Consider the following 21,988-nt stretch of genomic DNA (forward strand, 5'->3'; position numbering starts at 1 on the left):
GGGGCCAGTTTGAGGCCGGGTCACGCCCGGATCGGGATCACTCGAGGATCTGGCTCACTTCAGGAACTCGACGAGCGCGTCCATCGTGTAGTCCGGCGACTCTTCCATGATCCAGTGGCCGGCGCCCTTCACGATGCGGCCGTCGACCGACTCCGCGACCAGACGTCCCTGCGCGATCAGGAACTCGCCCGAGGCCTTCTCGCCGGTGAGCACGAGCATCGGCATCTTCAGCTTGGTCTTCGACATCGCCTCGAAGTCCTTGGCGTCCTGCTCGAACGCCTTGAAGTAGCCGAAGCCGGCGTGCATGCCGCCGGGCTGCCCGTAGGCCGCCGCGTAGAACTTGCGATCGGCTTCGGGGATGGACTTGGTCTTGTCCGCGGCGAAGTCGTTCCAGAAGTGCTCGAAGTAGATGCGCTCGCGGCCGGCGACCAGCTTCTCGGGGACCTCGCCGTAGAAGTGGAAGTGCCACAGGTCGCGCAGCAGCCAGACCTTGGTCCAGTCGCCGACGCCCGGCAGGAAGGCATCCAGCAGGGCGATCTTCTCGACCTCGTCCGGGTACTGCGCCGCGTACGCGTAGGCGACCATCAGGCCGATGTCGTGACCGACGATCTTCACTTTCCTGTAGCCGAGTTGCTGCGTCAGCGCATGGATGTCCTGGGCCAGCAGCTTCTTCTCGCCGGGTCGGTCCGGCTTGCCGGAACCGCCCGCGCCGCGCAGGTCCACTGCGATCACCGGGCCGTCGGTGGCCAGGCGCGGCATCAGCGGGCGCCACATCCGGCTGGTCTGCGCGTAGCCGTGCAGCAGCACGATGGGGGTCGCGTCGCCGGAGCCGGCCGTCAGGTAATGGAGCTTCACGCCGTTCACGGTGGCGTCGCGTTCGACGATGGGGACAGGTTTCGCCGCTGCGGTCGCGGCGGTGGCGGTGGCGGCGGTCGATTGGGCCATCGCCGACGATGCCGCAAGGAGCGCACCGAGGGCGCCGACGGCGCTGATCGCGGTGCCTCCCGCGAGGAGGAGCGCCGCGACGGTGCGGCGGGTGGCGTTCGTTGTCATGAGGGATTCCTTCAGGCGGGGCAGAGGTTGCCGAATGGGGAGGGATACCTGAGCCAATGCGGCGAGGTGAGGGCGATGTTCGCCAGCGTCGGCGCGCGCCGCCATGCCGCATAGGCTCCCCCTCGCCTCCCTCTTTCGTACAGGGTAGGCAGTGCGCGGCCTGGCTTCCACCGGCTGTCACCGTCACGCGGGGGCATCTCCCGAAGGAGAGATCCCGCCCCTCCCACGAACGGGCAGAGTCGTCGCGGAGAGGATCCGCACAGAGGACACGCCCGATGACGACGACACCGCTGAAGAACGACCGGCCGATCCGCGTGATGACGGTGGACGACCATCCGATGCTGCGCGAGGGCCTCGCGGGCGCGATCGGCCTGCAGTCCGACATGCGCCTGGTGGCGGAGGCGCAGGACGGCGCGGAAGCCTTGGAGGCGTTCCGGCGGTACCTGCCGGACGTGACGCTGATGGACGTCCGGATGCGGACGATGGACGGCATCGCCGCGCTGAAGGCGATCCGCGGCGAGTTCCCGGCGGCGCGCGTCGTGATGCTCAGCAGCTTCGGCGCGCCGGCGCAGTTGCTGGAGGCGGCGCAGGCCGGCGCGGCGGGTTATCTGATGAAGGAGACGCTGCGCAAGGACCTGCTGGACACGATCCGCGCGGTGCATGCCGGCGGCCGGCGCTTCCCGTCAGCGCTGGCCATGCAGCTCGCCGAGCACGTGGCGGATCAGCACCTGACGGGCCGCGAGACGACGGTGCTGAAGCTGGTGGCCGAAGGTCGCTCCAACAAGCGGATCGGCAGCCAGCTGGACATCGCCGAGGGCACGGTGAAGGCGCACATGAAGAGCATCCTCGGCAAGCTGGTCGCGAGCGATCGCACGCATGCGGTCACGATCGCGGTGAGGCGCGGGATCATCGATCTCTGATCGGTGCGCGTCGTTCGTCGCGCGTCGACGACGATGGCCGTTCAGGGTCGCGTGGTCCGCCGCCGCTCCCGCAGCATGAACAGGTAGAGCCCTTCGACCTTTTCGCGCGCCCACGGCGTCTTGCGCAGGAACTTCAGGCTGGACTTGACGCTCGGCTCGAAGGCGAAGCAGCGCAGCGGGATGCGCTCGTCGAGGCCGTCCCAGCCGTACTCGGCGGCCAGTTCGGTCACGATGGTTTCCAGCGTCAGGCCGTGCAAGGGGTTGCGCGGTTGCTCTTGCGGCGGCGGGGCGGACTCGGTCATGAAGGGATTGTCGCCGGTCGCGAAGGACGACCCGGCGTGGCTTCGGCGTTGCTTCGAGGCTCGGGCCCGCGTGGTACCTTCATCGTCATGAGCACGAATTTCCCTGACGAAGAACGCCCCATCATCCAGGAGCCGCGCACGTGGCAGGACGAGCGCTGGACCGCGCAGGTCATCAAGAACGAGGACGATGAGGGCTGGGCCGTGGCCATGACCCTGATCGGCGAGGCCGAGCCGGCGCTGGTCGGGCCCTGGACCATGGGGCGCGACAAGAAGAATCCGAAGCCGCTCGACGCGGCCGCGTTCCACACGCTGGTGAAGACGGCCTCGGAGGTGCTGCGGCGCCACGAGCAGCAGCTGCACGCGAGGCTGCACAAGAGCGTCAAGCTGGACACGGCGAACGGGCGCATCCAGGTGCTGCTCGACATCGTGCCCGATGAAGACAACCCGTATGCGACGCTGACCGCGCTGAACGACGACGGCGAGCAGCTCGCGCAGGTCAGGGTGGCGGCCGGCTTCAAGTTCAACGAGGCGAGTGCGGCGGCGTGGGTGGAGAACGACTTCCTGAAGCCCTGACGTCAGTTCGTGCGTGAGGCTGCTGGCCCTCACCCCCGCCCTCTCCCGCAAGCGGGAGAGGGAGTGAGCGTGCACCGAGCGGACCCTCTTGCCCCCCCTTGCCCCCTCTCCCGCAAGCGGGAGAGTGTGTGAGCGTGCGCCGAGCAGACCCTCTTGCCCTCTCTCCCGCAAGCGGGAGAGTGTGTGAGCGTGCACCGAGCGGACCCTCTTGCCCCCTCTCCCGCTTGCGGGAGAGGGTTGGGGTGAGGGCCAGCGGACGTGGCAGTCAAAGAAGGCTTGACACGGTTGCTCTCCGGCGAGCGTGAGAGGGAGAGGGCGCCATTCAGACCGACTCTCGCAGCGTCTTCGCGGCGGCGACCATGTTGGTCAGCGCCGGGATCACTTCCGCCCACTGGCGGGTCTTGAGCCCGCAGTCCGGATTCACCCAGAGGCGCTCCGCCGGGATGCGCTCCGCCGCCTTCCGCATCAGGTGCACGATGTGCGCCTGCGTCGGGATGTTGGGCGAATGGATGTCGTAGACGCCCGGCCCGATCTCGTTCGGGTACTTGAAGTCGTCGAACGCGTCGAGCAGCTCCATGTCCGAGCGCGAGGTCTCGATCGTGATCACGTCCGCGTCCATGTCGGCGATCGACGCGATGATGTCGTTGAATTCCGAGTAGCACATGTGCGTGTGGATCTGCGTCTCGTCCGCCACGCCGTTGGCGGTGATGCGGAAGGACTCGACGGCCCAGTCCAGGTACTCGCGCCACTGCGACCGGCGCAGCGGCAGGCCCTCGCGCAGCGCGGCCTCGTCGATCTGGATCACGCGCACGCCGGCCTGCTCCAGGTCCAGCACCTCCTGGCGGATCGCCAGCGCGAGCTGCTTGCACGACACCGAACGCAGCTGGTCGTCGCGGACGAAGGACCAGTTCAGGATCGTCACCGGCCCAGTCAGCATGCCCTTCATCGGCTTGTCGGTCAGCGACTGCGCGTAGCGCGTCCACTCGACCGTCATCGGCTTCGGACGGCTGATGTCGCCGAACAGCACCGGCGGCTTCACGCAGCGCGAGCCGTAGCTCTGCACCCAGCCGAACTGCGTGAACACGTAGCCCTCGAGCTGCTCGCCGAAGTACTCGACCATGTCGTTGCGCTCGGCCTCGCCGTGCACGAAGACGTCGAGCCCCAGTGCTTCCTGTTCCTTGACGCTGCGCGCGATCTCGGCGCGCATCGCCGCCTGGTAGCCGGCCTCGTCGAGGCGGCCGGCCTTGTACTCGCTGCGCGCATGGCGGATCTCGCCGGTCTGCGGGAAGGAGCCGATGGTCGTCGTAGGGAACGCCGGCAGCTTCAGCAGCGCGGCCTGCTTCGCCGCGCGCTGCGCGTAGGCGGCCTGACGTTGACCCGACTTCGCATCGATCGCCGCGACCGCGGCCCTCACCGCCGGGTTGTTAACGCGCGGCGAGCGGCGACGGGCTTCGATCGCGCGGCGGTTGGCGTCGAGCTCGGCTTGCACCGAGGCGCGACCGCCCTTGAGCGCGCGGCCGAGCAAGTCCAATTCCGCCAGCTTCTGCAATGCGAAGGCGAGCCAGGATCTCACCTCGGCATCGAGCTTCTGCTCGCTCGCGAGGTCCACCGGCACGTGCAGCAGCGAGCACGAGGGCGCGATCCACAGACGCTCGCCGAGCGTCGCGGCCACCGGCTCCAGCCAGTCGAGCACCGCGTTGAGATCGCTCTTCCAGATGTTGCGGCCGTTGATCACCCCCAGCGACACCACGCGGTCCGCCGGCAGCGCCGCGGTCAGCGCGGAGACCTCATCGCGGGCGTTGACGGCGTCCAGGTGGATGCCCTGGACCGGCAGGCCGGCGGCCAGCGCCAGGTTGTCCTTCAGCGGGCCGAAGTAGGTGGCCAGCAGCAGCTTCACGCCTGACCCCGACAGCGCCGCGTAGGCGGTCTTGAAGGCCTGCGCCCAGCCGGCTTCGAGGTCGGTGACGAGGATCGGTTCATCGATCTGCACCCACTCGACGCCGTGCTCGGCGAGCGTCTCGAGCAGCGCCACGTAGACCGGCAGCAGCTTCGGGAGCAGCGCGAGGCGGTCGGAATCATCCTTCGCCTTGCCCAGCGCGAGATAGGTCACCGGGCCGACGATCACCGGCTTGGCCTTCACGCCCTGGGTCCTCGCCTCGGCCAGCTGCGCCAGCAGGCGGGAGGCGTCGAGCTTGAAGGTGGTCGACGCGTCGAACTCGGGAACGATGAAGTGGTAGTTCGTGTCGAACCACTTGGTCATCTCGCCGGCGGCGACGCCGCCGCAGCAATGCGCGTGCGCTTCGGCGCTCTCGGCGGAGCGGCCGCGGGCGACACGGAAGTAGTTGTCCAGCGTGTCGCCGTGGAAGTCGCGCACGCGCTGCGGCAGGTTGCCGAGCGTGAAGCTCATGTCCAGCACCTGGTCGTAGAACGAGAAGTCGCCGACAGGCACGAGGTCCAGCGCCTGCTGCGCGGCCCAGTGCGTCGCGCGCAGCCGGGCGCCGAGGGCGAGGAGTTCATCGCGCGTGGACTGGCCCTTCCAGTAGGCCTCCTGGCCGAACTTCAGTTCGCGCCTGGCGCCGATGCGGGGAAAGCCGAGGTTGTGGATCGTGGTCATGGAGAAGCTCCCTCCCGGGAGAACAACTGCTGAAAGGTCCCGAAGCGTAGGGACCGTTCTCCATGACGTAAAACGATATTAATTCAAGAAAACTTGAATGGGATTCACGCGGCGTGAGCAGGGAGGCTTCAGGTGTACTTCTTCTCCAACGCATCCCACTCCGGCTTGTTCACCAGCCGCTGGCGCTCGGCGAACGGGATCACCAGGTTGGGATCCTCGTCGATGCGGCGCTGCGTCTTGAGCACACCCAGCGCCTTCTGCATCCCGGCCACCGCGCCTTGCAGCGCGGCGTTGGCGTACAGCACGACGCCGTAGCCCATCTGCTGCAGCTCGCCCGCATCGGTGATCGGCGTCTTGCCGCCGATGACCATGTTCATCAGCTGCGGCGTGGACAGACGCTGCGGCAGCGCGCGGATCTCCTCCGCCTTCGTGACCGCCTCGACGAACAGGATGTCCGCGCCGGCTTCGGCGAAGCGCTGCGCGCGCTCGATCGCGGCCTCGAAACCCTGCGTCGCGCAGGCGTCGGTGCGGGCCATGATCAGGAAGTCCGGATCACGTCGCGCATCCACCGCCGCCTTGATCTTGCTCACCGCCTCCTCGGTCGAGATGACCTCCTTGCCAGTGAAATGCCCGCAACGCTTGGGCGCCACCTGGTCCTCGAGCTGGATGCAGTCCGCGCCGGCGCGTTCCAGCACGCGCACCGTGTGGCGCACGTTGAGCGCGTTGCCGAAGCCGGTGTCGGCGTCGACGATCAGCGGCAGGTTCACCGCGTCGCGGATGCGCGCGGTGTGATCGGCGATCTCGGACAGGCCCATGAAGCCCTGGTCCGGCAGGCCGAACCACATGTTGGTCACGCCGGCGCCGGTCACGTAGATCGCCTCGAAGCCGAGGTCCTCGATCACCTTGGCCGACAGCGCGTTGAACGCGCCCGGCACCAGCACGCCACGGCGTTCGTTCACCAGCGCGCGCAGCGTCTTGCGGGTCGATGTCATGTCAGTTCTCTTTGATGGTCTGAATTCGAATTCGATACGGATGTCGATGGCCAGATCAGCGGGCGCCGATCACAGCGCCTCGGCGGGCACGCGCACGGTGCCTTCCATCAGGATGCGCGCGCTGCGGCTCATCACCGCCTGCGTCACGCGCCATTGGCCGTCCGGGCCGCCTTCCTGCACCGCTTCCGCGCCGACGCGCAGCGTGCCCGACGGATGGCCGAAGCGCACCGCCGGCAGCGCCTTGCCGCCCGCGGCCTCGCACACCAGCGTGCCGGGGATCGCGGCCGCGGTGCCGATCGCCACCGCCGCCGTGCCCATCATCGCGTGGTGCAGCTTGCCCATGGACATCGCGCGCACCAGCACGTCGATGCTGTCGGCCTCGACCGTCTTGCCGCTCGACGAGCGGTAGGTCGACGGCGGCGCGACGAAGGCGAGCTTCGGCGTGTGCTGCCGGGTCTTCGCTTCGTCCAGCGTCTTGATCAGGCCCATGTGCAGCGCGGCGTGCGCGCGGATCGCCTCCAGCCGCTTCAGCGCGGCGGGGTCGCCGTTGATCGCGTCCTGCAGCTCGGTGCCCGAGTAGCCCAGGTCCTTCGCGTCGACGAAGACCGCCGGAATGCCCGCGTTGATCAGCGTCGCGCGCAGTTGGCCGCCGGGGACGAGGTCCTCCGGCATCGTCAGCACGTCCACGACGTTCCCGGTCGGGAACAGCGCGCCGCCGGCGTCGTCGCCATCGGCATCGTCATTGCCCGGATCGAGGAAGGCCAGCTCGACCTCCGCCGCCGGGAAGGTCACGCCGTCGAGCTCGAAGTCGCCGCTCTCCTGCACCTGGCCGTCGCGCATCGGCACCTTGGCGACGATGGTCTTGCCGATGTTGGCCTGCCAGATGCGCACGGTGGCGATGCCGTCGCGCGGCAGCGTGGCCGCGTCGATGAAACCCGCCTGGATCGCGAACGGACCGACCGCGGCGGACAGGTTGCCGCAGTTGCCGGACCAGTCGACCAGCGCCGTGTCGATCGCCACCTGGCCGAACAGGTAATCGACGTCGTGACCGGGCCGCGTGCTGCGCGAAATGATCACCGTCTTGCTGGTGCTCGACGTGGCGCCGCCCATGCCGTCGATCTGCTTGCCGTAGGGATCCGGGCTGCCGATGACGCGCATCAGCAGCCGGTCGCGCGCGGCGCCGGGCACGCGCGCGGCCTCGGGCAGGTCGTCGAGGCGGAAGAACACGCCCTTGCTGGTACCGCCCCGCAGGTAGGTCGCGGGGATCTTCACTTGAGGGAGAAAACTCATGACTGCTTCCGTCGTTGTTGCGGGCGCCGAAGGTCCTTCAAGGATCCTTCAGACGCCCTTCCCATGCCGTTCAGGCCGCGCTGCTCACGCGGCCTCGGCCGCCGCCAGGAAGTCCTGCGCGAAGCGCTGCAGCACGCCGCCGGCCTGGTAGACCTCGACCTCCTCGGCGGTGTCCAGGCGGCAACGCACCGGCACTTCGATGCGCTCGCCGTTGCGGCGGTGGACGATGACCGTCAGCGTCGCGCGCGGCGACAGCTCGCCCGACACGTCGTAGGTCTCCGAGCCGTCCAGGCCGAGCGTCAAGCGCGTCGTGCCCGGCAGGAACTCCAGCGGCAGCACGCCCATGCCGATCAGGTTGGTGCGGTGGATGCGCTCGAAGCCTTCGGCGACGATGGCCTCCACACCGGCCAGGCGCACGCCCTTGGCGGCCCAGTCGCGCGACGAGCCCTGCCCGTAGTCCGCGCCGGCGATGATGATCAGCGGCTGGCGGCGCGCCATGTAGGTCTCGATGGCTTCCCACATGCGCATGACCTGACCCTCGGGCTCCAGTCGCGCGAACGAGCCGGCCAGCACTTCGCCGTCGGCGCCGCGGACCATCTCGTTCTTCAGCGTCGGATTGGCGAAGGTGGCGCGCTGCGCGGTCAGGTGATCGCCGCGGTGAGTGGCGTAGGAGTTGAAGTCCTCCTCGGGCAGGCCCATCTTGAACAGGTATTCCCCGGCGGCCGAGTCCAGCATGATCGCGTTGGACGGCGACAGGTGGTCGGTGGTGATGTTGTCCGGCAGGACCGCCAGCGCGCGCATGCCGCGCAGCGTGCGCTCGCCGGCCAGCGCGCCTTCCCAGTAGGGCGGACGGCGGATGTAGGTCGACTGCGCGCGCCAGTCATACAGCGGCTCGGTCTTCGTGGTCGACGCCGCGGTGATCGCGAACATCGGCTCGTAGACCTTGCGGAACTGCTCCGGCTTCACGCTGCTGCGCACCAGCGCGTCGATCTCGTCGTCCTCGGGCCAGAGGTCCTTCAGGCGGATCTCGCGGCCTTCGACGACGCCGAGCACGTCGCGTTCGATGTCGAAGCGAATGGTGCCCGCGATCGCGTACGCGACCACCAGCGGTGGCGAGGCCAGGAAGGCCTGCTTGGCGCGCGGGTGGATGCGGCCGTCGAAGTTGCGGTTGCCCGAGAGCACGGCGGTGGCGTAGAGGTCGCGCTCGACGATCTCGCGATCGATGGCGGGATCCAGCGCGCCGGACATGCCGTTGCACGAGGTGCAGGCATAGGCGACGACGCCGAAGCCCAGCGCCTCCAGGTCGCCGAGCAGGCCGGCTTCCTCGAGGTACAGCGTGACCGCGCGCGAGCCGGGCGCGAGCGAGGTCTTCACCCACGGCTTGCGCGTCAGGCCGAGGCGCCGCGCATTGCGCGCGAGCAACGCCGCGGCGATGACGTTGCGCGGGTTGCTCGTGTTCGTGCAGCTGGTGATGGCCGCGATGATCACGGCGCCGTCGGGCATGCGGCCGGGTTCTTCGGTCCACGGGCCGGCGATGCCGCGCTCCGTCAGCGCGGAGGTCGGCAGGCGGCGATGCGGGTTCGACGGGCCGGCCATGTTGCGCACGACGCTGGCCAGGTCGAAGCGCAGGATGCGCGGGTAGACCACGCCGGACAGCGTGTTGCCCTCCCCTGACCACAGGCCGGCGGCCTTCGCGTAGGTCTCGACGAGCTGGACCTGCGCTTCCTCGCGCCCGGTCAGGCGCAGGTAGGTGAGCGTCTGCTCGTCGATCGCGAACAGCGCGGCGGTGGCGCCGTATTCGGGCGCCATGTTGGAGATGGTGGCGCGGTCACCGAGCGTGAGGCTGGAGACGCCTTCGCCGTAGAACTCCAGGTAGGCGCCGACGACCTTCTCCTTGCGCAGGAACTCGGTCAGCGCAAGCACCAGGTCGGTGGCGGTGATGCCGGGTTGGCGATGGCCGCTGAGTTCGACGCCGACGATGTCGGGCAGCCGCATCCACGAGGCGCGGCCGAGCATCACGTTCTCCGCTTCCAGCCCGCCGACGCCGACGGCGATCACGCCGAGCGCGTCGACGTGGGGCGTGTGGCTGTCGGTGCCGACGCAGGTATCGGGATAGGCGACGCCGCGGTCCACGTGCACGACCGGCGACATCCGCTCCAGATTGATCTGATGCATGATCCCGTTCCCCGGCGGGATCACGTCGACGTTGCGGAAGGCCGTGCGGCACCACTCGATGAAGTGGAAGCGGTCCTCGTTGCGGCGGTCCTCGATCGCGCGGTTCTTCTCGAACGCCTGCGGGTCATAGCCGCCGCACTCGACGGCCAGCGAGTGGTCGACGATCAGCTGCACCGGCACGACCGGGTTCACCTTGGCGGGGTCGCCGCCTTGATCAGCGATCGCGTCGCGAAGGCCGGCCAGGTCCACCAGGGCGGTCTGGCCCAGGATGTCGTGGCAGACCACGCGCGCCGGGTACCAGGGGAAGTCGCGATCCGCCTTGCCGTCGGCGAGCTGCAGCAGGCTCTCGTCGAGGGTGGCGGGATCGCAGCGGCGCACCAGGTTCTCGGCGTGGACGCGGGCGGTGTAGGACATGCGGTCCCACGCGCCGGGGCGCAGCGCCTCGACGGCGGCGCGCGCGTCGAACCAGTCGAGCGCGGTGCCGGCCAGCGGCTTGCGCCAGGTCTCGTTGAGCGGGATGGCGGAGGCGATGGTGGGTGCGGGCGTCGTGGCTGGCATCTCTGAAACTTCTCTCATGCGGTCATCGCGGTCGACGGCGTCGACCGGCTTCTCAAGGGCGCTGTGCCAGCGGGACGAAGACCTGGTCTTCCGGGCCGGTGTAGACGGCGCTGGGGCGGATGATCTTGTTGTCCTGGCGTTGCTCGATCACGTGGGCGGCCCAGCCGCTGGTGCGGGCGATGACGAACAGCGGGGTGAACATGGCGGTCGGCACGCCCATCATGTGATAGCTGACGGCGCTGAACCAGTCCAGGTTGGGGAACATCTTCTTGGCGTCCCACATCGTCTTCTCGAGGCGTTCCGCGATGTCGTACATCTTGGTCGAGCCGGCGTCCTTGGACAGCTGGTGGGCGACCTTCTTGATGACCTCGTTGCGGGGGTCGCTGACGGTGTAGACGGGATGGCCGAAGCCGATGACGACTTCCTTGGCCTCGACGCGGCGGCGGATGTCGGCCTCGGCCTCGTCGGGGGTGTCGTAGCGCTTCTGGATCTCGAAGGCGACCTCGTTGGCGCCGCCGTGCTTCGGACCGCGCAGGGCGCCGATGGCGCCGGCGATGGCCGAGTGCATGTCCGAGCCGGTGCCGGCGATGACGCGGGCGGTGAAGGTGGAGGCGTTGAACTCGTGCTCCGCGTAGAGGATCAGCGAGGTGTGCATCGCGCGTTCCCAGCCCTTGGACGGCGTCATGCCGTGGAGCAGGTGCAGGAAGTGGGCGCCGATGGACTCGTCGTCGGTTTCGACCTCGATGGAGCGGCCGTTGTGGCTGTAGTGGTACCAGTACAGCAGCATCGAGCCGAAGGAGGCCATCAGCCTGTCGGCGATGTCGCGGGCGCCGGGCAGGTTGTGGTCGTCCTTCTCCGGCAGCGAGCAGCCGAGGGCGGAGACGCCGGTGCGCATCACGTCCATCGGGTGGGCGCTGGCGGGCAGGGTTTCGAGCGCGTCCATCACGGCGGCGGGCAGGCCGCGGAGCGACTTCAGCTTGGCCTTGTAGCCGCGCAGTTCGGCGGCGTTGGGGAGCTTGCCGTGGACGAGCAGGTGGGCGATCTCTTCGAACTCGCAGCGTTCGGCGAGCTCGAGGATGTCGTAGCCGCGGTAGTGCAGGTCGTTGCCGGTGCGGCCGACGGTGCACAGGGCGGTGGTGCCGGCGGCGACGCCGGACAGGGCGACGGACTTCTTGGGCTTGAAGGCGGGGGCGCCTGCCGCGTTCGCGGTCGTGGTGTCGCTCATGGGGATGTCTCCTGGAAGTGGAATCTGGGGGGAAGCTGGACGGGCAGGCTCAGGCCTGGCCCGATGGGATCGAGGGTAGCGGCTGCCCGGCGGGCGCGGTGCGAGGGGTGATTCGGCAGGGCTTGCCGCCGTCGACGGCGACCATCTCGAAGGTGGCGCGGAGGACGTCGGAAGGGGCCGCATTGTCGATGCGGGCGTGGACCTCGACGGTCATCGAGGTGCCACCGACGCGGGAGACGCGGGAGTGGATGTGGAGGACCGAGCCTACCGGGACGGGGGCGAGGAACTGCACGTCCTTCACGGCCACCATGACGATGTCCTGGTGGCAGAAGCGCGTGGCGACCATGTGGGCGTTCTGGCCGAGCCAGGAGAGCGCTTCAGGGCCGAACAGGGTGCCGTAGTGGTTCGCGTGACGCGGCAGCACCAGCTCGCTGCGAAGCATCTCCGTCGAAGAAGCGCTCGACAGCGCGGTAGGCCAGTCCATTGCGGGTTGTGAAATGGGGAAGTTCACAATGTTCGCAGCGGATGGGCCGACGGGCAACGATGAAGTTGCGGAGGGTTGCGAAGGGAAGCGGGGGCGTTTGCGAAGGTTGTAAACCTCGCGGTGTTGAAAGGAGTCGACGATTGCAGCCCGTTGGCGCAGCCCCGTTAGGGTTTCTTGAAACTTTCGAAACGACTGGCTGCACGTTATCGCTCGCAAGCCTTCTATGCGCGCATCTTCTTTAATACGTACCGCGGACTCATGCGCGCTTGAAATCCATCGACCTTTCCGACATGCTCGGACGCCATTCGAAAAGCAGCGTGCATCTGTAGGTCCGACTGCACAATCGAAAATCGCAGAGATTTATCTAGGCCTTTTTTGAACAGAAATCACGACATCATTTGAATGATTCGAATTAGACCACTCGCGATTGCCATTCAAAATGGTTTCATCGAATTCAAGAGAAAATAATTTATCGCTTAATTTTGCGCGGAATAATTGGGCATTTTTATATTTACCACAGCGCAATATTCTACGTATTTCATCCCAAGTATTCGGAGATGCGGCACAACCAACAGTAATCGACCTTACGCCTTCCGGATCGAACCTAAAGAGGTGGATCCCACGGCCATTGTCAACGTCGGCGTCACGTAACTTTCTAATGATTCTCCACTCATTCTCGTAGGCCCACTCCGGGCTCTTCGCAAGATAGTTTGAGAATTCGTCGGATTGAATTTCCTCGAAAGTTTGCTGCGGTCGCTGAGATTGATAGACAACCTGTTCCGCACGTATGCCAAAAGCACCGCAAGAAAACTCAATTACAAATCCTTTGTGGCTACTACAGTAATGCGCCCACATCAATAGATTATTTCTTGGATCGCCTTGATGTCCAACAATCAAAGATGGGTTTTCGCTAATGTCGTAAGAAGCGCTTAGCGCGAGCACTCCGTACTCGCTAGCGCGTGCGGACACGATCGAAGAATATTCTGCAAGCCTATGAAAACGTGCGAGGGAGAAGTCTCGATCGGCATCGTCAATTGGCTCATCAGATCCCAATGCAGTTGACCCCTTGTCGACCCACTCCCTTGTTAAATGAGTGATTCGAGGGCGGAGTTCAAACGGATCATTAAAATCTATCGGTGGCGTAAATCGAATCACCCCATTCTGTAGAATGTCAACGCGCTCAGGAGCGACAAATTTGAATAATGAATTTGGCGTTTTCATTGCTTAAGCCACATTGAAAGTTTGGCGCTACGACACTCCATAACCGGGCGATCTTAGTAAACTCCTGAAAAGACATGGACTATGTATGCCACTGTCTCAAAGAAAGAAGCTTTCCGAACCCGCGCTCAAAATGGGTCAATCCTGCCGGAGCTCCGCAACCCGGTTCGCGGCAACCTCAAGTAACGTCGGATAGTCTCTCAACGTTTGGATTGCCTTGGCGCCGCGATCACGGACAAGCATGCGCGGCAGGACGCTTTGGGTAGAGACGGCGCTAGCAGAATCTGGAACCACGGCGAAAAGATCTCGCCTGTACCGGATACAGTATTCAGCCTGCGTCATGGAACCGCTCTTCAGCGCTCCTTCCACGATCACAGAGGCTGCAGATAACCCTACCTGAATACGATTTCGTTGCACGAAGTATTCGGGACGAGCCGAAGTGCCAAACGGGTGTTCAGAAACCCATAGCCCCCCATGGTCAAGAATTCTCAAAGCCAGTGGCTCATTGGCGCGGGGACTCGCCTTTTCTAGACCGTGAGCTAGAACGGCTATGGTGGGAGCGACTCCCTTGAGGGCCCCTTCATGTGCTGCAGCGTCAATGCCCAGTGCAAGTCCGCTAACCACACACCAGCCTTGAGAGGAAACATGGGCTGCGATACGTTCGGCAATACGCAATCCGTGAGGCGTTGCGTTTCGCGTGCCCACTATGGCAATTCCAGGCAGCCTTGTGAAGGATTCGAGATTCCCTCGTGCGTATATAATCGGAGGCGCGTCTGAAATTAATTGCAGCGCTCTCGGGTACGCATTAGAACCGATCAGTATAGGAATAATTCCAGCATTTAGACCACGTTCAATGTCTGCGCGAGCTTGGGCAACACTCCCATTCACTTCAGCCGGAGGTATTCCTGCATGATCCAAGAATGCATTAATTGAATCGGATTCAGGCTGAGTGCGAGCAAACGTTTCAAGTAGGGCACGGATTGCACCGGGGCTACTCCGCTTTGACCTCATCAATCCTAAAGATGCAACGGCCAGCTGCGCTTCGACTGAGTTAGTCATGATCTGCCGTCCTACCAAGTACCAAAGCAAAGGCGGAGGCTCCAGGAGCCTCCGCCATGATGAGTCTGTGTGCTGCCAGCAATGAGTTCCCAGTTGTAGCGATATCATCCAAGATGATTTTCTGGGCTGGTGCTAGCGCATGATGACTGTATCGCAAACTCCGCATGTGCACATCAAGAGCGCGGTTACCGCCATTCGACAATTTATCGATTGTTCTAGTCCGTGATAGCGAGCCTTCTCTAAACTGAATCCTCTTATCGTTAGAACACACATTCCGGGCTACCTCGCTCAGGCCGGGTGATCGAGAGCCTGCCGAATGCCCAGGTACCACAACAAATTCTGAGAGCGGGAGTCGCCACTGTCGCAATGCCGCACCTACCGCTTGCGAAAAATGTCGAACGGCTGTCGCGTGGTCCCGATTAGCTGGATCCTTCAGCGATAAAATGAGTTTTGAATGTCGATCGCATTTTGGATTCTTTACTTTATTGGCTCTATTTAGCCAATAGACGTGGTACTCAGAAAGCATCACGCAATCGATGGAATAGGGAAACTGAGAAATTTTGAATGATGTCGTCACACTGCCTCCCTCGCCTCTATGGGCGCAGGAAAACAGTGTAGAGCCATTAGTGAAGAATGCCCACCTGGCGAACAACTGCGTGGCGCGGTCGCATCTGCCGGCCCGCATCCTTGTCACAGCCTTGGAGCGGCCGAACAAAGCCGCTCGGCATGACTGCGATCAGGCGGACGTCCCCGTTACCGCTTTGAGCGCCGCTCTACACGAGCAGGTCTCCAGGACAGGTCGCCTCCGCACTAGGCGTGAGCTGCGGACTGTTCGATCATCACTTCAGTTCCAATCCCAGAAACCAACGCGCATCGCGACTCAACGCATCGACATTGACACCCAGCGACTTCACGGCAGTCCTGATCGCATTCTCCCGACAAGCTTCAAGATGCTGCTGTAGGTCGGGCAAGTTCGAACAATGTTCGTATGCGGCCGCAAAAGATCTAACTGTCGCCTGGAGCGCATTTCCGAAGCGAGTGATGTCAAGGTTTCGCACTCGAAGCTCGCTCAGGCTCCCCAGGGCGTGGATACGCCCTTTGATGGAGTCCATTTGCCGCGATGAGATGCGGAGTGAGTAGCCCGCATCGCCCCGCACTATTTCAACGCCCAGAAATTCAGCAGCCTCATGCGGGGCATAGATTTGGCTCTTACTCGCGGCACCCAAGTCGGGAATATTTAGCTCCAGTTGCAGAAGCTGCTCTCGGCAGAATCGCTCACAGTCCCGTGCAAGAGCTTCTGTTTTTGCAAAGAATGCAAGGTCGTCGGCATATCTCAATGCGCTATGACCAGCACTTTCACAAGCTAAATCGAATGGCTCAAGCATCACATTCGCGAAATAGGGGGATAGCGGCATTCCCTGGCGCACGCCTCTGCCGCGTCTTAAGCCGATCTTCCTTAACTTTGCGAGCTCGGCCTCGCTTGAAGTGCGGATCTCGCAGTTTATTGCGGATTTAAGCAGCGGCAGCAGTGACGACTGCCGTACTCGCTTAACGACCAGAGGCCAAAGCAACTGCCGGTCGATGTTGTCAAAGAACGCAGCGATATCTGTCTTGAACACCCATGGAGCATCTGCACGTAGCGCGACAGCAACGTCGACCGCATCGACCACAGATCGGTCGGGGACAAATCCATAGCTCACGCCGTTAGCCATCCATCCTGATCGTGGGCGCAAGACATTGAGGATCGCACGCTGCACCAGCCGATCTCTAACCGGAGGTACACATATAAGCCGTTGCTTGCCGTTAGCTTTTGGAACGAAAACCGGCTCCAAATCGTTGAACCTGTATCGCCCCTCTCGCAAGTCTGCCGACAATTCCTTGAGGTTTTGGTCGCGCCGCCGTTCAAAGGATTCAAGCGACTCGCCTAGCAGGTCGAAACGTCGGTAAGACGGTAGCCGCCGTTTTGGGCCAGCCAACTCCGACCACGCTTGGGATAGGTGTGCCTTATCCGAGAGCGCATGAAGCGCAGATCTGCTCATGCGGAGTTTTCAGCATGCCGGCCACTACAAGGTCCCCATCCAGCCCGCATAACGCACGTCGCCTTGGCGTCGCCTGCTTCGAGAAGCAAGGCAGACAGCCCGGCGCTGGCACAAGTGCTCCCCGCCCAAGGGCGCGTGGCACATTGTGGCCGAGGTTCGCCGTTCAGCGGCCACCACGGTGATTCCGTGGCGACGCCCAGCACCGCGCAAAGAAGAACGACAGATCTCATCAACATCCCTTTCATGTGCAGTTGCACGTTCATGGACAGGGAGACATGCCCCTTCATCGCGATTTGCTCGGCCCCGCGGGGCCGCCGACGCGATGCTCCGAGCTCCGCCTCACCGTTCCAGCGGTCCGCCTCACGGCTTCTATCAGCCCCCCAAGTTTTATTGGGGACAGGGGGCTGCACCTCGCACGTCGCCTTGGCGTCGCCTGCTTCGAGAAGCAAGGCAGACAGCCCGGCGCTGGCACAAGTGCTCCCCGCCCAAGGGCGCGTGGCACATGCCGGCCGAGGTTCGCCGTTCAGCGGCCACCACGGTGATGCCATGGAGCCCCGAACACGACTGGATATTAAATCAGTATTGGTCGTCGAACAATCGACGCGGCGATCGCGTCGATGTGCCCGGTACACGCGGTGGACGTAGGCCCACTACGACTGTTGGTTCATCTTCAATGCCCCGCCACCACCTTCCCCATCACCAAATCCGGCAACCCCGTCGCGATGCTCGGGAAGATGCAAATCAACAGCACCGCCAGCAGCATCAGCACGACGAACGGCAGCACGCCCCAGATGATGTCCCTCAGGTCGATATCCGGCGCGATGTTCTTGATCACGAAGATGTTCAACCCCACCGGCGGGTGAATCAGCCCCGTCTCCATCACGATCGTCATCAGGATCCCGAACCAGATCAGGTCGAACCCCGCTGCCTTCAGCGGCGGCAGGATGATGGGCGCGGTCATCAAGATGATGCTGACCGGCGGCAGGAAGAACCCCAGCAGGATGACCATCAGCAGCACCGCCGCCAGCAGCACCCACTTGGACAGGTGCATGCCGACGATCCACTCCGCCACCGCCTGGCTGATGTGCAGGTAGCTCATCACGTACGAGAACAGCAGCGACATGCCGATGATGAACATCAGCATGGTCGACTCCTTCAAGGTCGACGTGAGGATGGGCGCCACGTCCCGCGGCCGCCACACACCGTAGATCACCGCGATCAACCCCAGCGCCAGCAGCGCGCCGAGACCCGCCGTCTCCGACGGCGTCGCGAAGCCGCCGTACAGCGCCACCATGACGCCGATCAGCAGCAGCACGAAGGGCACGACGCGCGGCAGCATCTCGAACTTCTGACGCGTGGTGAAGGTCTCCTTCGACAGCAGCGCTGACGCTGCACCCGTGCGCTTGTATTCGGCCTCCGCCAGCGCGTACTCCTTGCGATAGCGCAGCGCCGCGTAGACGGCGAACAGCACCACCAGCAGCACGCCCGGCGCGATGCCCGCCAGGAACAAGCGACCCAGCGACTGCTCCGCCGCCACCGCGTACAGGATCATCGTGATCGACGGCGGCAGCAGGATGCCCAAGGTGCCGCCGGCCGCGATGATGCCGGCCGCGAAACCCGGGGAGTAGCCCCGCTTGCGCATCTCCGGGATGCCGGCGCTGCCGATGGCCGAGCAGGTCGCCGGGCTGGAGCCGGCCATGGCCGCGAACAGCGCGCAGGCGAAGACGTTGGCGATGCCCAGGCCGCCGGGGATGCGCCCCATCCAGACGTGCATCGCCGCGTACAGGTCCTGCCCCGCGCGGGACTTGCCGATGGCCGCCCCCTTCAGGATGAAGAGCGGAATGGAGAGCAGCGTGATGCTGGCCATCTCCTCGTAGACGTTCTGCGTGACCGTGTCCAACGCGGACGCCGGCATGAAGAGGGCCATGAACAGCACCGCCACGCTGCCGAGCGCGAACGCGATCGGCGCGCCCGAGAACATGAACAACAGCGTGACGATGCCGAACAGCGAGCCGAGGACGAGCATGCTCATGCGCCCACTCCCGATTGATTTGCCAAGTTGTTTTTCTTGAAGAGCCCGTTGATGCGGGCGGTCAGTTGAACCAGCAGTTGCAAGCTCAGCAGCGTCATGCCCATCGCCATCAGCCCGTAGGGGATCCACAGCGGCGGCGCCCAGGACGACGAGGTCGTCTGACCCTCGACCCAGGCCTCGTGGAACAGCGTCCAGGACTTCCAGGCGAAGAAGGCGCAGAAGGCCGTGCACATCAGGTCCACCAGCGCCAGGCGCAGGCGGTTGACCGAACGCGGCAGCAGGCCGGCCATGGCCTCGATGCCCACGTGCCCGCGCAAGGACTGGACGAAGGCGCCGCTGAGGAAGGTCGCCCCGACCAGGCAGAAGACCGCCGCCTCGTCCTGCCAGTCGGTGGACGCCTTCATCACGTAGCGCGAGACGACGCTGTAGGTCAGCACGATGGACGCCACCAGCAGCGCCAGCATGCCCAGCACGACCACCGCCTGGTTGATGACGTGCAGCAGCCTGGCGAGCGGCAGCAGGGCGGCCGGCGTGTCGGGGTCGATGCCCGCGACGGCCGGCTTCAGTTCAAAGCCGTGGCTCATCCCGGCCTAACAGCAGCTTCTGGGCGGCCTTGAGGATGGCCGCGCAGGACTCGTTCTTCTCGGCGAAGTCCTTCCACGCGGTGTCGCGCGCGATGACCTGCCACTTCTTCAGCGTCGCCTCGTCCATGTCGTAGACCTTGGCGCCGGCCTTCGCATAGATCGCGGCCGCGGCCTTGTCATCGGCCTTGGCGGCCTCGCGGGCGAAGACCTCCATCTCGGCCCCCACGCCCATGACGATGTCCTGCTGCGCCTTGGGCAGCTTGTTGAAGACCTCCTTGGAGATCATCAGCGGCTCCAGCATGAACCAGTAGGTGCGCTCGCGGCCCGAGGTCAGGTGCTTGGCGATCTCCTCCAGCTTGAAGGAGATGAAGCTGGTGGACGACGTCATCGCGGCGTCCATCGCGCCGGTCTGCATGGCCGCGTAGATCTCGTTGGACGGCAGCGTGATGACCGACGCGCCGGCCTGCTTCAGCATCATGTCCATCTCGCGGCTGCCGCCGCGCACCTTCAGGCCCTTGGCATCGTCGGGCGTCACCAGCGGCCGCGCGCGGCTGGCCACGCCGCCCGCCTGCCAGACCCAACTCACGATCATCACGCCCTTGTCGTCCAGCACCTTGGACAGCAGCTTGCCGACCTCCGCCGTCTTCCAGGCCGCGCCCTGCTCGTAGCTGGGCACCAGCGCCGGCATCAGGCCGGCATTGGTCTCGGCCACCTCGCCGCCGGCATAGGACAGCGGCACCAGGCTCATGTCCAGCGCGCCCTTGCGCAGGGCCGAGAACTGGGCGTTGGTCTTCATCAGCGACGAGCCCGGATAGACCGCGGCCTTGAGCGCCCCGCCGGAGCGCTTTTCCACCTCGGCGGCGAATCGGCGGCACAGCCGGTCGCGGAAGTCGCCTTCGGTCAGCGTCCCGCTGGGGAACTGGTGCGAGATCTTCAGCGCGCCCGCCTGGGCGTGCGCGGTGGGCAGCCAGGCGGCTGCGGCAGTGCCTGCGGCGGCACCCATCCATTGGCGTCGGGTGAGGGTCATGCTTGTCTCCAGGTCCGCCATGGGTGGCGGTATGCGGGCGGAGTGTCAAAGCGGCCCCCGGCGCGATCAATCAACCTGGCGTTGCGACCTTTACCGCCGACGGAAGGATCGCGGGCTAACCCTGAGGGGCCTGCTCAACGCACGAGCAGTTCCTCGTCCACCCAGCGGCGGAGCAGCAGGCCCAGTTCCGCGGCGACGTTCAGCTCGGGCTGCGCTTCGGCCAGATCTGCACACGTTTCGGCGAACGTGCGACCTGACGACAAGGCGTTCAGCGCCTGGGACTCGAGCGAGCCCAGGCTTCTGAAGTGCGGGGAATGGCCGCGCCGCCAGATCAGCAGGTCCAGCGGCACCGCCAGCGGCTGCGCGGCCGGGGGCGTCTCGTCGCCGTCGAGCGCCTGCCACAGCGCGAGTGTGTTGAAGGACTGCGTCAGGCGCGCGTAGCTGGGCGGCAGCTGGAGTCGCAGGTCCGCCCAGTCCTCGGGCGCCAGCGACGCCAGGTCGGACATCGTGAGCGGGGGCGCATCGGCGGCGTCAAACGCGCTGCGCAGCGCCCAGTCCAGCGCGGCCAGCTCGGCGATCTCTCCGTCGTCCGGCCACCGCTGCGACAGCCACCGGGCGAAGTCCATCCCGTACCAGCGCAAGCTGAAGTGCTGCGAGCCGCGGAGTTCGACAAAGGCCAGCGCCTCGCGCTCGAACCAGTCGTCGCCGAGGTATCGCCGCGTATGACCGTAACTGTCCGCCAGCGTCTCGTGCAGCCGCGCGCGATAGGCATGGTGGTAGATGTCCAAGCGTCGCTCCGCGGAGATGCCGGGACCACGACGCAGCTGGGTGTCGATCTGGCTGGGTTGCCCGATCAGGTAGGCCTGCAGCGACTGCTGCAGGTCCAGGAGTTGAAGTGGCTGCAGCGGCTGAAGCGGCTGCAGCCGCCGGAGGGACTGAAGGGGCTGAAGGGACTGCTCGATGGCGTTCATGCGGCCTTCCTTCCGGCGTCGCCGGGCCAGGTGGTTGCGGTGATCACGCGGGCCTTGTCGAGTTCCACCAGCAGTTCCGACAGCGGCGGAATGTGGTCGTCCCGTTCGATCATCGTCGCCACCGGGCCGAATCGCCGGAGGGCCTCGGCGTACAACTGCCAGACCGGCTCGGCCACCGGCTGGTCGTGCGTGTCGATCAGATGGTCGCCGTGGTCGCTGTGGCCGGCGACGTGGATCTGCTGCACGCGATCGGCGGGCAACGCATCGAGGTAGGCGAGCGCATCGAATCCATGGTTCACCGCGCTCACATGGATGTTGTTCACATCGACCAGCAGCAGGCAGTCGGCACGTCGCGCGACCTCGGCCACGAACTGCGCCTCGGTCAGGCTCGAGTCCGCGTAGTCGAGATAGCTGGAGACGTTCTCCACCACCAGCCGGCGGCCAAGCGCGTCCTGCGCCTGACCGATGTTGCGCACCACCACCCGGAGGGCCTCGTCCGTGTAGGGCAGGGGCAGCAGGTCGTGCAGATGGCGACCGTGGACGCCCGTCCAGCAGAGGTGATCGGAGACCCAGAGCGGCTCGACGCGACGGGCCAGCGACGCCAGCTGCCGCAGGTAGTCCGCGTCCAGGCCCGCCACGGCGCCCAGGTTCATCGAGACGCCATGCATCACCATCGGAACCTTCGCGCGGATGCCGTCCAGCATGGCCAAGGGCTTGCCGCCGGGCACGAGGTAGTTCTCCGAGATCACTTCCAGCCAGTCGACCGGCTGGGGCGCCTCGAGGAAATCTCGATAGTGCGTGCTGCGCAGACCCAGGCCGAAGCCCGGGCTGGTCTGCGCGACGCGCGATGCGGGTCCGGGCTTCGCGGGCAT

The 21,988-nt window shown here is 65.1% G+C and carries 18 protein-coding genes; 2 read left to right on the forward strand and 16 right to left on the reverse strand.

What is annotated here, in order from left to right:
- Positions 1-54: 54 nt before the first annotated feature.
- Positions 55-945, reverse strand: a complete 891-nt coding sequence (locus tag AC07O8_RS16065) for an alpha/beta fold hydrolase (protein ID WP_495049107.1) — start codon at positions 943-945, stop codon at positions 55-57.
- Between the two features lie 383 nt (positions 946-1,328).
- Here AC07O8_RS16065 and AC07O8_RS16070 point away from each other — a divergent pair, with 383 nt between their 5' ends.
- Entirely contained in the window at positions 1,329-1,973 is a 645-nt protein-coding gene (locus tag AC07O8_RS16070) for a response regulator (protein WP_495048982.1), read from the forward strand.
- A 41-nt stretch (positions 1,974-2,014) separates the two neighbouring features.
- On the opposite strand, the gene AC07O8_RS16075 is transcribed toward AC07O8_RS16070, so the two are convergent.
- On the reverse strand, positions 2,015-2,275 hold the full coding sequence (locus AC07O8_RS16075; protein ID WP_495048983.1) for a VF530 family protein: 261 nt from the start codon (positions 2,273-2,275) through the stop codon (positions 2,015-2,017).
- A gap of 87 nt (positions 2,276-2,362) precedes the next feature.
- Here AC07O8_RS16075 and AC07O8_RS16080 point away from each other — a divergent pair, with 87 nt between their 5' ends.
- Positions 2,363-2,848 carry a hypothetical protein gene (locus tag AC07O8_RS16080; protein WP_088404788.1) on the forward strand — a complete coding sequence of 162 codons (486 nt, stop codon included), beginning with the start codon at positions 2,363-2,365 and terminating at the stop codon, positions 2,846-2,848.
- Positions 2,849-3,170: 322 nt separating this feature from the next.
- On the opposite strand, the gene metE is transcribed toward AC07O8_RS16080, so the two are convergent.
- The 14 genes from metE to bufB form a co-directional block, all read right to left on the reverse strand.
- Positions 3,171-5,462 carry a 5-methyltetrahydropteroyltriglutamate--homocysteine S-methyltransferase gene (gene metE, locus AC07O8_RS16085; RefSeq protein WP_495048984.1) on the reverse strand — a complete coding sequence of 764 codons (2,292 nt, stop codon included), beginning with the start codon at positions 5,460-5,462 and terminating at the stop codon, positions 3,171-3,173.
- 128 nt (positions 5,463-5,590) lie between these two features.
- Positions 5,591-6,454, reverse strand: coding sequence for an isocitrate lyase/PEP mutase family protein (locus AC07O8_RS16090; RefSeq protein WP_067278390.1), 864 nt, complete (start codon positions 6,452-6,454; stop codon positions 5,591-5,593).
- Positions 6,455-6,523: 69 nt separating this feature from the next.
- Complete coding sequence (gene prpF / locus AC07O8_RS16095) at positions 6,524-7,744, reverse strand: 2-methylaconitate cis-trans isomerase PrpF (RefSeq protein ID WP_495048985.1); 1,221 nt, start codon at positions 7,742-7,744, stop codon at positions 6,524-6,526.
- An 84-nt stretch (positions 7,745-7,828) separates the two neighbouring features.
- Positions 7,829-10,477 (reverse strand): Fe/S-dependent 2-methylisocitrate dehydratase AcnD, encoded by a 2,649-nt coding sequence (gene acnD / locus AC07O8_RS16100; protein WP_495048986.1) that lies wholly within the window; start codon positions 10,475-10,477, stop codon positions 7,829-7,831.
- Positions 10,478-10,529: 52 nt separating this feature from the next.
- The gene (gene prpC, locus AC07O8_RS16105; RefSeq protein ID WP_495048987.1) at positions 10,530-11,702 is read right to left on the reverse strand and encodes a bifunctional 2-methylcitrate synthase/citrate synthase; all 1,173 of its coding nucleotides are present in this window, start codon (positions 11,700-11,702) and stop codon (positions 10,530-10,532) included.
- Positions 11,703-11,751: 49 nt separating this feature from the next.
- On the reverse strand, positions 11,752-12,186 hold the full coding sequence (locus AC07O8_RS16110; RefSeq protein WP_495048988.1) for an acyl-CoA thioesterase: 435 nt from the start codon (positions 12,184-12,186) through the stop codon (positions 11,752-11,754).
- A 360-nt stretch (positions 12,187-12,546) separates the two neighbouring features.
- Positions 12,547-13,407, reverse strand: coding sequence for a DUF2971 domain-containing protein (locus AC07O8_RS16115; RefSeq protein WP_495048989.1), 861 nt, complete (start codon positions 13,405-13,407; stop codon positions 12,547-12,549).
- 135 nt (positions 13,408-13,542) lie between these two features.
- Positions 13,543-14,463, reverse strand: a complete 921-nt coding sequence (locus AC07O8_RS16120) for a DNA-processing protein DprA (protein WP_495048990.1) — start codon at positions 14,461-14,463, stop codon at positions 13,543-13,545.
- An 839-nt stretch (positions 14,464-15,302) separates the two neighbouring features.
- Positions 15,303-16,502, reverse strand: coding sequence for a reverse transcriptase domain-containing protein (locus AC07O8_RS16125; protein ID WP_495048991.1), 1,200 nt, complete (start codon positions 16,500-16,502; stop codon positions 15,303-15,305).
- Positions 16,503-17,172: 670 nt separating this feature from the next.
- Positions 17,173-18,534 carry a TRAP transporter large permease gene (locus AC07O8_RS16130; protein ID WP_431287913.1) on the reverse strand — a complete coding sequence of 454 codons (1,362 nt, stop codon included), beginning with the start codon at positions 18,532-18,534 and terminating at the stop codon, positions 17,173-17,175.
- Complete coding sequence (locus tag AC07O8_RS16135; RefSeq protein WP_495048992.1) at positions 18,531-19,118, reverse strand: TRAP transporter small permease; 588 nt, start codon at positions 19,116-19,118, stop codon at positions 18,531-18,533. Before AC07O8_RS16135 ends, AC07O8_RS16130 begins: the two co-directional genes overlap by 4 nt.
- On the reverse strand, positions 19,102-20,145 hold the full coding sequence (gene dctP / locus AC07O8_RS16140) for a TRAP transporter substrate-binding protein DctP (protein ID WP_495048993.1): 1,044 nt from the start codon (positions 20,143-20,145) through the stop codon (positions 19,102-19,104). The genes AC07O8_RS16135 and dctP overlap by 17 nt, the downstream gene beginning before the upstream one ends.
- A gap of 134 nt (positions 20,146-20,279) precedes the next feature.
- Positions 20,280-21,116: an HvfC/BufC N-terminal domain-containing protein gene (locus tag AC07O8_RS16145; RefSeq protein WP_495048994.1), complete on the reverse strand. Its 837-nt coding sequence runs from the start codon at positions 21,114-21,116 to the stop codon at positions 20,280-20,282.
- Positions 21,113-21,988 (reverse strand): MNIO family bufferin maturase, encoded by an 876-nt coding sequence (gene bufB, locus AC07O8_RS16150; RefSeq protein ID WP_495048995.1) that lies wholly within the window; start codon positions 21,986-21,988, stop codon positions 21,113-21,115. Before bufB ends, AC07O8_RS16145 begins: the two co-directional genes overlap by 4 nt.

This window comes from Roseateles sp. GW821-FHT09G09 (assembly GCF_059415965.1).

What these genes read in the sequence shown, in the direction of transcription:
- AC07O8_RS16135 (WP_495048992.1), bottom strand. Translation starts at nt 19,118, where the DNA reads ATGAGCCACGGCTTTGAACTGAAGCCGGCCGTCGCGGGCATCGACCCC.
- AC07O8_RS16090 (WP_067278390.1), bottom strand. Translation starts at nt 6,454, where the DNA reads ATGACATCGACCCGCAAGACGCTGCGCGCGCTGGTGAACGAACGCCGT.
- AC07O8_RS16115 (WP_495048989.1), bottom strand. Translation starts at nt 13,407, where the DNA reads ATGAAAACGCCAAATTCATTATTCAAATTTGTCGCTCCTGAGCGCGTT.
- dctP (WP_495048993.1), bottom strand. Translation starts at nt 20,145, where the DNA reads ATGACCCTCACCCGACGCCAATGGATGGGTGCCGCCGCAGGCACTGCC.
- prpC (WP_495048987.1), bottom strand. Translation starts at nt 11,702, where the DNA reads ATGAGCGACACCACGACCGCGAACGCGGCAGGCGCCCCCGCCTTCAAG.
- AC07O8_RS16120 (WP_495048990.1), bottom strand. Translation starts at nt 14,463, where the DNA reads ATGACTAACTCAGTCGAAGCGCAGCTGGCCGTTGCATCTTTAGGATTG.
- bufB (WP_495048995.1), bottom strand. Translation starts at nt 21,988, where the DNA reads ATGCCCGCGAAGCCCGGACCCGCATCGCGCGTCGCGCAGACCAGCCCG.
- AC07O8_RS16075 (WP_495048983.1), bottom strand. Translation starts at nt 2,275, where the DNA reads ATGACCGAGTCCGCCCCGCCGCCGCAAGAGCAACCGCGCAACCCCTTG.
- AC07O8_RS16065 (WP_495049107.1), bottom strand. Translation starts at nt 945, where the DNA reads ATGGCCCAATCGACCGCCGCCACCGCCACCGCCGCGACCGCAGCGGCG.
- AC07O8_RS16125 (WP_495048991.1), bottom strand. Translation starts at nt 16,502, where the DNA reads ATGAGCAGATCTGCGCTTCATGCGCTCTCGGATAAGGCACACCTATCC.
- AC07O8_RS16130 (WP_431287913.1), bottom strand. Translation starts at nt 18,534, where the DNA reads ATGAGCATGCTCGTCCTCGGCTCGCTGTTCGGCATCGTCACGCTGTTG.
- prpF (WP_495048985.1), bottom strand. Translation starts at nt 7,744, where the DNA reads ATGAGTTTTCTCCCTCAAGTGAAGATCCCCGCGACCTACCTGCGGGGC.
- AC07O8_RS16145 (WP_495048994.1), bottom strand. Translation starts at nt 21,116, where the DNA reads ATGAACGCCATCGAGCAGTCCCTTCAGCCCCTTCAGTCCCTCCGGCGG.
- acnD (WP_495048986.1), bottom strand. Translation starts at nt 10,477, where the DNA reads ATGCCAGCCACGACGCCCGCACCCACCATCGCCTCCGCCATCCCGCTC.
- AC07O8_RS16110 (WP_495048988.1), bottom strand. Translation starts at nt 12,186, where the DNA reads ATGGACTGGCCTACCGCGCTGTCGAGCGCTTCTTCGACGGAGATGCTT.
- metE (WP_495048984.1), bottom strand. Translation starts at nt 5,462, where the DNA reads ATGACCACGATCCACAACCTCGGCTTTCCCCGCATCGGCGCCAGGCGC.
- AC07O8_RS16080 (WP_088404788.1), top strand. Translation starts at nt 2,363, where the DNA reads ATGAGCACGAATTTCCCTGACGAAGAACGCCCCATCATCCAGGAGCCG.
- AC07O8_RS16070 (WP_495048982.1), top strand. Translation starts at nt 1,329, where the DNA reads ATGACGACGACACCGCTGAAGAACGACCGGCCGATCCGCGTGATGACG.